11 protein-coding genes are annotated in these 12,045 nt (G+C 67.5%); 2 read left to right on the top strand and 9 right to left on the bottom strand.

Annotated elements, in window-relative coordinates; genetic code table 11:
- Nucleotides 1-255: 255 nt before the first annotated feature.
- Nucleotides 256-834: a DUF3658 domain-containing protein gene (locus FHY06_RS23075; protein ID WP_184606409.1), complete on the bottom strand. Its 579-nt coding sequence runs from the start codon at nt 832-834 to the stop codon at nt 256-258.
- A gap of 38 nt (nt 835-872) precedes the next feature.
- The gene (locus tag FHY06_RS23070) at nt 873-1,184 is read right to left on the bottom strand and encodes a hypothetical protein (protein WP_132756436.1); all 312 of its coding nucleotides are present in this window, start codon (nt 1,182-1,184) and stop codon (nt 873-875) included.
- A 322-nt stretch (nt 1,185-1,506) separates the two neighbouring features.
- Here FHY06_RS23070 and FHY06_RS23065 point away from each other — a divergent pair, with 322 nt between their 5' ends.
- Nucleotides 1,507-2,022 carry an ureidoglycolate lyase gene (locus tag FHY06_RS23065; RefSeq protein ID WP_184606408.1) on the top strand — a complete coding sequence of 172 codons (516 nt, stop codon included), beginning with the start codon at nt 1,507-1,509 and terminating at the stop codon, nt 2,020-2,022.
- A 10-nt stretch (nt 2,023-2,032) separates the two neighbouring features.
- On the opposite strand, the gene FHY06_RS23060 is transcribed toward FHY06_RS23065, so the two are convergent.
- From FHY06_RS23060 to FHY06_RS34745, 7 genes are all read right to left on the bottom strand, one after another.
- Entirely contained in the window at nt 2,033-3,211 is a 1,179-nt protein-coding gene (locus tag FHY06_RS23060) for an amidase (protein ID WP_184606407.1), read from the bottom strand.
- A gap of 29 nt (nt 3,212-3,240) precedes the next feature.
- A complete protein-coding gene (locus tag FHY06_RS23055) occupies nt 3,241-4,260 on the bottom strand; it encodes an ABC transporter ATP-binding protein (RefSeq protein ID WP_260310607.1) in 1,020 nt (339 codons plus the stop codon).
- Complete coding sequence (locus FHY06_RS23050; protein WP_184606690.1) at nt 4,257-5,297, bottom strand: ABC transporter ATP-binding protein; 1,041 nt, start codon at nt 5,295-5,297, stop codon at nt 4,257-4,259. The genes FHY06_RS23055 and FHY06_RS23050 overlap by 4 nt, the downstream gene beginning before the upstream one ends.
- Before the next feature lie 9 nt (nt 5,298-5,306).
- Nucleotides 5,307-6,209, bottom strand: coding sequence for an ABC transporter permease (locus FHY06_RS23045; RefSeq protein WP_145759826.1), 903 nt, complete (start codon nt 6,207-6,209; stop codon nt 5,307-5,309).
- A 23-nt stretch (nt 6,210-6,232) separates the two neighbouring features.
- Nucleotides 6,233-7,186: an ABC transporter permease gene (locus FHY06_RS23040; protein WP_019657294.1), complete on the bottom strand. Its 954-nt coding sequence runs from the start codon at nt 7,184-7,186 to the stop codon at nt 6,233-6,235.
- A gap of 164 nt (nt 7,187-7,350) precedes the next feature.
- On the bottom strand, nt 7,351-9,012 hold the full coding sequence (locus FHY06_RS23035; protein ID WP_184606406.1) for an ABC transporter substrate-binding protein: 1,662 nt from the start codon (nt 9,010-9,012) through the stop codon (nt 7,351-7,353).
- Nucleotides 9,013-9,056: 44 nt separating this feature from the next.
- Nucleotides 9,057-9,464, bottom strand: coding sequence for a hypothetical protein (locus FHY06_RS34745; RefSeq protein ID WP_221404392.1), 408 nt, complete (start codon nt 9,462-9,464; stop codon nt 9,057-9,059).
- A gap of 35 nt (nt 9,465-9,499) precedes the next feature.
- On the opposite strand from FHY06_RS34745, the gene FHY06_RS23030 reads away from it, so the two are divergent.
- Nucleotides 9,500-12,045: autotransporter-associated beta strand repeat-containing protein (locus FHY06_RS23030; protein ID WP_184606405.1), on the top strand; the 2,546-nt coding region annotated here is incomplete at its 3' end.

Raw genomic sequence — 12,045 nt, 5'->3', positions numbered from 1 at the left:
TCTGCTGTATCGAGCAATCTGCCAGCCAGCTCTTGCCGCTGAGACCGAAATTCTTTGGGCGCACCCTCGACGAAGACCGCGAACAGGCCTGCAAAAACCTCAGCGGGTGCACACCGGCTCAGCCGCGACCTGAGAAAAGCGAGTTGCTGGGGGTTGTCCGCTCCGAAGCGGTCTGCCGACTGGAGCACGGCAACAAGAACCTCATCACGTTTTATTGGCCGCCCTTCAACTTCTGGTTATGGCCGCATTCTGCCGTCAGGCAGATGTTCGCCGTATCTCGCTAAATCGCATTCGCCGAAGGTCGCCCTGCGATTCAAGTTGACCGGATTCGACAAGCAGCCTGACCCGCTTCGCGAAGAAGGCGTCGGGAACCCCGCTTGGGAGGTCCCGCGTCGACAGCATCGCCATCCCGACCACGCGTGCGACCTTCCTCCAATCGTCGGAGACTTGCGAAAGAAGTGCCGTATCGATAAGCGTAAGTTCAGCTTGAGACAGCTTTGCAACCCGTGCGCCCTCTGCGGGCGAAAGCTCAGTGTTGTAAATTTCTTCGTTCACGGAGCTACCTGCAATGTCGTAGAAGCCCTCGGAGTCAAATCGGCAGCACCATTTGACGTGAGACCAAGTGCCCGTTGAGTTGGCCTCAACGACTCCGCGAGCAAACAGCACTTCGTGCGTGCCGTCGTCATAGAGGTTATCTTCTTGAACCTCAATAGGGAGACCTTCAACGAGCAGGACGGACGAGCCGTTGATGTCCTTCCGGAAATCAGTCTGCGACAGCATGATGAGATCGCGCTCAAGCAATTCGTTGAAATCGACTGAAAAACGAGATGTCATATCGAATGTCTGGTTCTGACCGCATTCTGCCCGCCGCCTCACTCCTCCGTCTGTTGCGCTTCGGCCTGGCGGCTCCAGGGGGCATCAGGCCTCTCCCGCCAAGCCATCCAACCTGGCTGAAGGTCTGCGAGCTGGAGCAGGGTCGAGTCCCGCGCAACCATGCTTTTCAAAGAGACCAGCATCGCTTCTGCCTTGTTGAATGCATCGCCGGTGAGGAATTGCCACGCTCCATCGTCCGCATCTCGCGATGCCATCAGGACCGGCTTCACACCGTCAACGATGGACCGGACCGTGAAGCAGGCCACGTTGGGCGGACTATCGAATGGCCAAGTCTGCGGCTCAGTGCTCATGCTGGGTCCTGTGGGTGTACGTATGGTTCTGGCCGACTGTAGCCCGTCATACCGCCTTCTCGACCGAGCCCGCTCGTGTTCACTGGCAGTAGCTTCTTGGCCATTCGTGTTTCTCGGTGCTGCTTGTGCCATCCTTTCAATGCATTCTTGGTCGGGCAACCCATCTGCCTGACGGTACGCCTTGCTGCTGCCCCAGCCTGATGCGGAGCTCAACGGCTCGAATGCGAGCTTCGCAGGAATACATGAACTACCCCCTCGAAGTCCAAGTTCTCGTCCGCATCCCCCCAAGCGGCATTGGCAGGAGTCTTGCTCCAATCGCCAGATGATCAACGCTCCCCTCAACGCCGCCGCAGCACTCGCGGCACAGCCGCTGACCTCCCAGGCCTTCGCGCCTTACGGCACCGTGATCGCGGCGCCCGCCGGCAAGGGCCGCCCCATCAACGGCGGCAATGCGACGCGCTTCGACCTGCTCGACGACATGCGGCTCGACGCCGAAGGGGGCCGGCCGATGTTGGCGCTGTTTCGCGCGAAGGCGCGGCGCTTCCCTCATGAAGTGGCGGAGATGGAACGCCACACGCTGGGCAGCCAGACTTTCGTGCCGCTGGGCGACAGGCGCTTCGTGATCGTGGTCGCCCGTGCGGGCGAGGCACCGACGTCAGCAGACCAACTGGCGGCCTTCGTCACCGACGGGCGCCAGGGCGTGGTGCTCGCGCCCGGTACCTGGCATCACGCGCTGATGGCGGTGGACGCGGGCGACTTCGTGGTGATCGAGCGCGCGGGAAGCGCTGTCGACTGCGAAGTCTGCCGTCTTCGACAGCCGGGAAGCGTCCGACTCTGAGTCCCTGTCCTCAGCTGGCGATGCGCTGCGCCAGCGCGACCAGCGACCGGTCCGACCCCGCCGGTCCGAGCAGCGAGATGCCCAGCGGCGCGCCCTCGCGCGAGGCCAGCGGCATCGACAGCTGCGGAAAACCCGCCAGCCCCGCGATGCACAGCATGCGGATCGCGCGGTTGCGATAGTCCTCCAGCGCCGCCTCGCTGTCGCTGCGCAGCGGCGCGATGTCAGGCATGGTCGGCATCAGCAGCACGCCGTCGTTGCCCAGCAGCGAAGCAAGTTGTGCGCGGAACGCGGTCCGGAAGACGTGCGCCGCGTTCACCTGCGCATCGGTCACCTCCCGCGACCAGGCGAAGCGTTCGGCCACGCCCGGGCCCAGCGGCGGGGCGTAGCGTTCGATCAGCGGACCGTCGGTGAGCCAGGCCTCGCGCGATTGCAGGTAGCGGAAGTTCCAGTACATCGCGTCGAAGGACTCCAACACTACCTCGATGCCCTTGGCGGGTCCGAGCACGCCTTGCACGCGGTCGGCCGCACCCTTCAGCGCATCGACCGCCGCCGGCGCGGGCTGCGCCCAGACGTCGTCGGGCCGCAGCAGCCGCACGCGTTCTGGCAGCGGCGCTGCATCGGAGCCCAGCAGCACGTCGGCCACGCGCGCAAAGGTGCCGATGTCGCGCGCGAACCAGCCGCAGGTGTCGAAGCTGGGCGCGAGATCGAGCGCGCCTTCGAGGCTCACGCGGCCATGCGTGGGGCGCAGGCCGTACAGGCCGCAGTGGTTGGCCGGCGCGCGTACCGAGCCGCCGGTGTCGGTGCCCAGTGCGAAGTCGCACAGGTTCGACGATACGGCCGAGGCCGAGCCCGACGAGCTGCCGCCGGTGATGCGGTCTCTGGCGGCGCCGTTGATGGGCGCGCCGAAGTGCGCGTTGTTGCCGTTCATCGAGAACGCGAGCTCGTCGGTCACGGTCTTGCCGACGAAGCGCGCCCCCGCATCGAGCAGCTTCTGTACGGTCGGCGCGGTGCGCGTCTTGATGCCCGACATCGCCAGCACGATCGGGTTGCCACCGCCCGTGGGGTAGCCTGCCACGTCGAACAGGTCCTTCGCTGCGAAGCTCAGGTCGGCCAGCGGGCCGGTCGTGGCGCGCGGCACCGGCGCGTCGGGGTACGGAACGAAGGCGCGGGCGGGGTCGTGCAGGGGCATGGCGGTGGGCGACGGATCTTCGGAGGTTGTCAGACGACGAGCACCGGCGCGATGGCTGCGGCCGCATCGGTGTGGATGCAGCGCGCGCGGTGGTCCGGCGCCAGCTCGACGACCGGCGGCTGCGCCGCACGGCAGGTATCGCCCGCGAGCGCGCAGCGTTCGGCAAAAGCGCAGCCGGGCGGCAGCGCCGACAGGTCGGGCGGTGCGCCACCGATGGTCTCGAGCCGCGTGCCGCGTGCCAGCGCGCCGTGCGCGCGGCTCTTGAGCAGCGCGATGGTGTACGGATGGCGCGGCGAGCGGATCAGCTCGCGCGCCGAGCCTTCCTCGACGATTCGCCCCGCATACATCACGGCAATGCGGTCGGCCACCTCCACCGCGGCGCCGATGTCGTGCGTGACGAAGATCACCGAGAGCCCCAGGTCGCGCTGCAGCTCGCGCAGCAGCAGCAGGATCTGGATCTGCACCGTGGCGTCGAGCGCGGTGGTGGGCTCGTCGGCCAGCAGCAACTGGGGCTTGCATGCGAGCGCGAGCGCGATCATGGCGCGCTGTCGCATGCCGCCCGACATCTCGTGCGGATAGGCCTGCAGGCGACGCTCGGGGCTCGGAATGCGCACGCGCTCGAACAGCGCCAGCGCACGCTGCCGGGCCTCGGCCTGCGTGACGGACTCATGCCGGCGGATCGATTCGACGATCTGCGCGCCCACCGAGTACACCGGGTCGAGCGCCAGCAGCGGCTCCTGGAAGATCATCGAGGCGACCTTGCCGCGGAAGTCGGACAGCTCGCGCTGCGTCATCGTGAGCACGTCGCGGCCCGCCACCTGCACCGTGCCGCCCATGCGGGTGCGGCGCTCTGGGTGCAGGCGCAGCAGGGTGCGCATGGTGACGCTCTTGCCCGAGCCCGACTCGCCGATCAGCGCGACGACCTCGCCGCGCTTCACCTCGAGGCTCACGCTGCTGACGGCATGCACCGGCTTGCGGCCGCCGCCGAAGGTGACGCTGAGGTCGCGCAGACGGACCATGGGCTCGTCGTCGTTCATGGGCGTCGTCATGCAGCTTTCCTCCTCGCCTCGGTCGCCATCGGATGTCCGCTGCCGGGCTCGTGGATCAGGCAGCTCACCGCATGCTGCGAACCGGTGGCGATGCGCTCGGGCACCACCTTGCCGCACACCGGCGCGGCCAGCGCGCAGCGCGGATGAAAGCGGCAGCCCGGAGGCGGGTTGATCGGGTTCGGCGGATCGCCCGCGAGCGCCGCCTCCTCGGTGCGGTGGTCGGGGTCCATCGAGGGCATGGATGACAGCAGCGCCCGCGTGTAGGGGTGCGCGGGCTGGTCGTACAGCGCGTCGGCCGGGCCGATCTCCGCCACCTGGCCGAGGTACATCACCATGACGCGGTCGCTCACGTAGCGCACCACGTTGAGGTCGTGGCTGATGAAGACGTAGGTCAGGCCGAACTCGGCCTTCAGGTCGAGCAGCAGGTTGATGACCTGCGCCTCCACCGACTTGTCGAGCGCGGAGACGGCCTCGTCGAGGATCACCATGCGCGGCTGCAGCGCCAGCGCCCGGGCGATGTTCACGCGCTGCCGCTGGCCACCCGAGAGCTCGTGCGGATAGCGTTCGGCAAAGCGCTGGGGCGACAGGCCCACGCGTCCGAGCAGATCGCGCGCCCGCGCCACGGATTCGCGGCGCGGCACGCCGTGCACCTGCGGGCCGAAGGCGATGGAGTCCTCGATGGTCAGGCGCGGGTTCAGCGAGGCATAGCTGTCCTGGAACACCATCTGCACCTGGCGGCGGAATTCCTTCAGCGGCAGGTCGCGGCCCCCGACCTCTCGGCCGTCGAACACCACTTCGCCGCGCGTGGGCTCGATCAGCTGCATCAGCAGGCGCGCTGTGGTCGACTTGCCGCAGCCCGACTCGCCGACCACGCCCAGCGTCTCGCCCTTGAGCACCTCGAAGTCCACACCATCGACCGCGCGCACCACGCCGCCGCCACGGCCGAGCGGGTCTTTCTTCAGCGGGAAATGCTTGACCAGGCCCGTGATCGTCAGCAGCGGCTGGGCCGGCCCGCCGATGTCCTCCAGTGCGTCCATTGGCATGCCTCAGCCCTTGTTGTCCATGGCGGTGCGCAGCCCGTCGGACAGGATGTTGAAGGAGATCGATGTGACGAAGATCATCACCCCCGGCAGCGCCGCGACCCACGGCTGCACGTAGATCGCGGTGCGCAGCGTGTTGAGCATCAGCCCCCACTCGGGCTCCGGCGGCTTCACGCCCAGGCCCAGGAACGACAGGCCCGAGGCCAGGATCATCGACACCGCGATCAGGCTGGTGGCGTACACGAAGATCGGCCCGAGCACGTTGCCCAGCACGTGCACGCGCACGATGGTGAAGGGCCCCGCACCCGAGGCGCGCGCCGCCTCCACGTAGTCGCGGTTGCGCACCTGGGTGGTCACGCTCTCGGCCACGCGCGCGATCTGCGGGATGAAGACGATGGTCAGCGAGATCAGCGAATTGACCACGCCCGCGCCCAGCGCGCCCGACAGCGCGATGGCCAGCAGCACCGACGGGAAGGCGTAGAACACGTCGATGGTGCGCATGATGAGCGTGTTGGTCAGCCCGCCCGCGTAGCCCGCGACGATGCCGATGACCGTGCCCAGCACGAAGGCGCACAGCACCGGCGTGATGCCGATGAAGAGCGACAGCCGCGCGCCCACGATGAGGCGCGAGAGCATGTCGCGGCCCAGTTCGTCGCTGCCCAGCGGCAGGCCCTCGGTGCCGATGGGCTTGAGCCGCTTGAGCATCGACGACTGGTAGGGATCGGCGGGCGCGAGCCACGGCCCGAAGATGGCGAGCGCGATCAGCAGCAGCACGACCACGGCCGCGCCGACGGCCACGGGGTCGCGGCGGAAGCGCAGCCAGACCGAGGCCCAGTAGCCGCGCGAGCGCTGGGCCGGCAGCGGCTCGACGGCCGCGGCGACGGAGGAGGGGGCGAGCACGGAGGACATGGTCGTTCTCGATGGTCGTTACTTCAGGCCCGGGCGATGCGCGGGTCGAGCAAGGTCTGCAGCACGTCGACCAGCAGGTTGAGCACGACGAAGAACAGCGCCAGCACCAGGATCGTGCCCTGCAGCAGCGGCAGGTCGCGCTGGAAGATGGCCGAGTTCAGCAGGAAGCCCGTGCCCGGCCAGGAGAACACCGTCTCGATGAGGATCGAGCCGCCGAGCAGGTAGCCCAGTTGCAGCCCCATCACGGCCAGCGCCGTGGGCGCCGCGTTCTTCACCATGTGGCGAAACACGCCGAAGTGCGTGAGCCCCTTGGCGCGCAGGCCCACGATGAACTCCTGCTCCAGGATCTCGGCCACCAGCGCGCGCACCGTGCGCGCGATGATGCCCATCGGAATCACCGACATCGTGATCGCGGGCAGCAGCAGGAACTGCAGGTGCGCCCAGTCCCACGCCCAGTCGTCCGAGCCGCTGGGGCCCGCGCCGGTGGCCGGCAGCCACATGAGCTGCGACGAGAACACGATGACCATCACCATGCCCAGCCAGTAGTGCGGCACGCTCACGCCGAGCACCGAGAACATCGAGGCCAGCCGGTCGGGCCAGGAGCCGCGGAAGTAGCCCGCGACGAAGCCGAACAGGCTGCCCAGCACGAAGCCGATGAAGGTGGCTACCACTGCGAGCCGCAGCGTGTTGCCCACTGCGGTGAACACTTCCGAGGCGACTGCGCGGTTGCTCGCGATCGACACGCCCAGGTCGCCGTGCAGCGCGCGCCACAGCCACATCGCAAACTGCTCGGGCAGCGAACGGTTGAAGCCGTACAGCTCGCGCAGCTGCGCCTGCAGCTCGGCGGAGGCGTCAGGCGGCAGTATCGACACCAGCGGATCGCCGGGCGCGATGTGCACGAGCAGGAAGCACACGAGAGCCACGCCGATCATGATCGGCACGGCGTAGAGCACGCGGCGCAGGAGGTAGGCGAGCATGGGTTGGGCGGCTGGCTGATGGCTGGCTGGAACAGGCGCTCAACTTGTGAGCCGTTCCCCTTTCGGCGAACACCGCGGAACCGGCTTCGCCGGACCGCTGGTATTGCCCCCGGCGAGGGGGTTGGCGGCCACACGAAGTAGCCAAGCCTGGGCGTGGGCTCTGTTCATTCCATCGTCATGGTCGCGATGTCGATGAACCAGCTCTTGGGCTGCACCACGTTCTTCACCTTGGCGGAGATGGCGCGCGGGCCCACGTCGTGCGCGATCCACACGAAGGGCGCGTCGTCCACGATGTAGGTGTGCAGCTTCGCGAGCGCAGCGTCGCGCGCCTTGTCGTCGAAGCTGGTGCGTGCGTCGGCCACCAGCTTGTCGACCTCGGCGTTGCCGTAGTAGCCCCAGTTGTTGGACACCGGCGGGACGGTCTTGGTGCTCACGAAGCGCACTATCGCGAAGAACGGGTCCATGGCCGCGAAGCTGATGTTGACCGCGTTGGCACCGTTGGCCGACGGGTCCTTGGCGCCCTTGCGCCAGTTGGTGAACAGCGTGTTCCATTCGATCACGTCGAACTGCACGTCGAAGTAGCACTGCTTGAGCGACTGCTGCGCGAACTCGTTCATCGGCAGCGGCTGCATCTGCCCCGAGCCCGACGCCGAGATCTGCACCTTCACCTTGATCGGCTTGGCGGCCGAGTAGCCGGCCTGCGTCATCAGCGCCTGTGCGGCCTTCACGTCGTAGCGGATGTCGAAGGTGGGCTTGCCGAACCAGGGGTGGCCCGGCGGCACGGTGCCCTTGGGCTCGGCCATCATGCCGCCCAGCAGCTGCTTCATGCCGGCGCGGTCGATGCACAGGTTGGCGGCCTGGCGCACGCGCTTGTCGAGCCAGGGCGAGCCTTCGGCGAACGAGAGCTGCCAGGGCCACACGTGAGGCTGGGCGTTCGAATAGATCTTGAAGCCGCGCTGCGTGATCTGCGCCATCGCGTCGGGGGCGGGCGCCTCGATCCAGTCGACCTGGCCGCCCAGCAGCGCGGCGGTGCGCGCATTGGCCTCGGGCATCGGCAGCAGCACGACCTTGTCGATCTTCGGCACGCGCTTGGCGTCCCAGTAGCCCTTGTTGGCGGCCAGCTCGAGCCGCTCGCGCGCCACGAAGCGCGTGACCTTGAACGGGCCCGAGCCCGACGGGTCGGCGGCGAAGGCGGTCCAGGCGGCCTTGGCCTTGTCGGCGGGCGTGGCGCCCGCTGCGGCATCGAACTTCTTCTGCCAGTGCGCGGGCGAGGCCATGAACAGGTTCGTGAGGTTGATCGGCAGGAAGGCATCGGGCTCGCTGGTGGTGAGCTCGACCGTCGTGTCGTCGATCTTGCGCGCCGACTTGAGCGTGGGCATGCGCGAGGCCGTCACGCCGACCTGGCTGGGATCGAACTGCACGGCGTCCTTGTCGAGCACCTTCTGCACGTTCCACACCACGGCGTCGGCGTTGAAGGGCGAGCCGTCGTGGAACTTCACGCCGGGGCGCAATTTGAAGACCCACTTGGACTTGTCCTTGGCGTCGACCGCCCACGAGGCGGCGAGCCCGGGAATCAGCACGCTGGGCGCGTCGGCCTTGGACAGGTCCCACTGCGTGAGCGAGTCGTAGATCGGAATGCCGGTGAAGCGGTTGCCCTCGAAGCCCTGGTCGGGCTGACCCAGCGTGCGCGGAATATCGGCCGCCGTCATGGCGATGCGCAGCGTCTTCTCCTGCGCCATCGCTTGGGGCGCGGCGAGCACCAGGGTGGCGAGCGCCGCACAGGCGGCCAGGGGTTTCAGCAACAGGGCAGGGGCAGCACGCTTCACATGGAACTCCGTTGGGGTGGATGGAGAAAGGGACGAAAAAACTGTCAAGCACGACATGTGCCAGTGGATGAGCCCCTTGCGAGGCAAGGGCCATGTCGCTGCGCTGTCCCGTTCAGGTCGGGCCGCCGGTTCAGCCGGCGCAGTTGCTGGAGCGCCGGCACATGGCCGATGACGATGAGGATGTTTGGCGCACGTTCAACACGATCCGGGAGCACATGTTGCGCGGCAAGGGCTGCGGCGAGGCTGCGGCCCTTTCCCTCTTTTTTCTTTTCTTGACTTCGCCTTTTCGAGCGCGCCTCTACCCGGGTGCTTGCAGGAGCAACTGCGTCCGTCTTTGCGTCAAGCCAAAGACCCGTTCCCACTTCGGGAACTGCCGTACCAATCCATATACATCTTGTTTCATACGTAATATGAATTTGAATAGAAATGAGCGGCAGCCAAGCGCTCTTCATTGGGGAGTCATTGGTTTTACAACAAGGATCATCGGATGAATTTGTGTTACAGGACGGTGTGGAATTCGGCGCTGGGCGCCTGCGTGGCAGCGGCTGAGAACGTGCGCGCCACGGGCGGGGGAAGGGCGCAGGGGGCCCGCCGTACCGCCACTGCCAGTGCGGCCGTGGCACTGGCCGCGTTGGCCGCCGGTGGAGCCGTACAGGCTGCGACCTTCACTGCCGCCAGCGAGGCGGAACTGATCACAGCGATCAACGATGCCAATGCCAGCCCGGACCTGAGCTCCACCATCACCGTCTCCAAGGCCATCACGGTCACGACGTCACTGCCTCAGGTCTCGTCGAAAGTGACAGTCAATGCCGGCACGTTTATTACGGCCATCGGATCGGCTGCGGGAGCCACGCTGGACCTCCAGACGGGTGCGACCTATCAAGCCACCGCCGCCATCCAGGTGGGCTCCGCCGCCAACACGACCGGGACCGTGGTTGCCCAGGGCAGCGGTACCACGCTGTCCGTTGCCAACCTGAACACCGGCGCGGGCTCGGCCACCATCAATGTAGGGATGGGCGCACAGGTGTCCGCAGGCAACCTGAACACGGGCACGGGCCAGACCGCGATCAACGTGACGGGCGGCGGAAAGATCACGCTCGGCACCAATGCCAACCTGGGTGGCGGCAACGGCTTGCCGAACGGAGGCATCACGGACGTCGTGGTGAGCGGCACCGGCTCTGCCCTGCAGTTCACGGGGGCCAGCGGCTACTACCACCATGCCGGCACGCTGGAGGTCTCCGCCGGCGGCTTCGTCGGGGCCAACACGGTCCAGGTGGGTTTCAGGGCGGGCGACGTGTTCACCGCGACCGTGACGGGCCCGGGGTCCGTTTTCGGCAGCGTCAACAACAACCTGAGCTTCGGCGGGGCAGGGACTGCCACGGTCACGGTGGCCGACGGGGCCAGGCTGACGTCGGGCGCCAGCGGAACCAACACGCTCTCCTTGGCCAATTCGGCGACGGGTGTGGCGACATTGAACATTGGCTCCCCCGTGGGAAGCGCGCCTGTCGCGCCCGGGGTCGTGACGGCAAAAGACATCACCTCCAGCAACGGCAAATCGACGATCAACTTCAATCACAACGCGGGCAACTACGAGTTCGCGGTGCCAGTCGGCGGAAATGTCGTCGTCAACCAGACCGGCAGCGGCACGACCGCGCTGACGGGAGCCAACAGCTACAGCGGCGGCACCACCATCACTGCAGGCACGCTGCAGCTGGGCAACGGGGGCACCACCGGCTCGATCACAGGCAATGTCGTCAACAACGCCACGCTGGCCATCAACCATTCCAATGCCTTCGGCTTCGCCGGCAACATCAGCGGCGGCGGCTTGGTTCGGCAACTGGGCACGGGGACCACGACGCTGACCGGAACCAACACCTACACGGGCGGTACCGTCGTGCAGGCTGGCCGGCTGCTGGCCGGCAGCGCGGGTGCCTTCGTGCAGAACACCGCCTACACGGTCAATGGCGGCACGCTGGACCTGGGCAGCTGGGACCTCAGCACGTCCAGCCTTTCCGGCACCGGTGGCACCGTGGCGCTGAACGCCCAGACCCTCACCGCCGATCAGGCCGGTGACAGCACCTACGCCGGGGCCATCACCGGCACAGGCGGCGTCGTCAAGGCTGGCGCGGGTGTGCTCACGCTCTCCGGCGCCAACAGCTACGGCGGCACCACTTCCGTGACGCAAGGCACCCTGCGCGCCGGTGCCGTGAACACCTTCAGCTCGAAGAGCGCAACCGTCGTCGCCAGCGGCGCGACGCTCGACCTCGCGGGCCACAGCCAGACCCTGGCATCCGTGAACAACAGCGGCACGGTGAGCCTCGCCGGCGCTACGCCCAGCACCACGCTGACCGTCACCGGCCCCTGGGTCGGCAACGGCGGCACGCTGCGCCTGGGCACGGCTCTCGGCGACAGCAGCAGCGCGAGCGACAGGCTCGTGCTCGACGGCGCCGTCGCATCCGCCAGCGGCAGGACGACGGTGCAGGTCACCAACCTCGGCGGCCTGGGCGCGCTGACCACCGGCAACGGCATCGAGGTCGTCAGTGCGATCAACGGCGCCACCACCACGGCGCAGACGACGAAGGATGCCTTCTCGCTGGCCGGCGGCCGCGTCGATGCCGGCGCCTACGAGTACCGGCTGTACGCGGCCGATGCCAACGGCGCGGGTGAGAACTGGTACCTGCGCTCCAGCACCAATGCGGTAGCGCCGGGCACTCCGGCCACCCCCGGCATCCCGGCACCGGCCCCTGTGATCACATACCGGCCGGAAGCCTCGCTCTACGCCGCGCTCCCTGGCCAGCTGCGCCAGGGCAACCTCGCGATGCTCGGCGACCTGCGCAAGCGCGTAGGCGACGATGACGTGAAGGGCACCCCGAGCACCTCGACCAACCCTGCCGGCTCCGATCGCCGCGCCTGGGCCCGCGTGCTCTCCACCGACATCGACATCCAGCAGGGCGGCACGGTATCGCCATCCAGCAAGGGCCGCCTCACCGGCTTCCAGGCCGGCACCGACCTGCTGGCCACGCCGAACTGGCG

Source organism: Variovorax atrisoli (assembly GCF_014195185.1).
GTDB classification, from domain to species: Bacteria; Pseudomonadota; Gammaproteobacteria; order Burkholderiales; family Burkholderiaceae_C; genus Variovorax; species Variovorax atrisoli.
The sequence above is the reverse complement of the archived record's forward strand: the minus strand, read 5'-3'. Positions and strand labels throughout refer to the sequence as shown.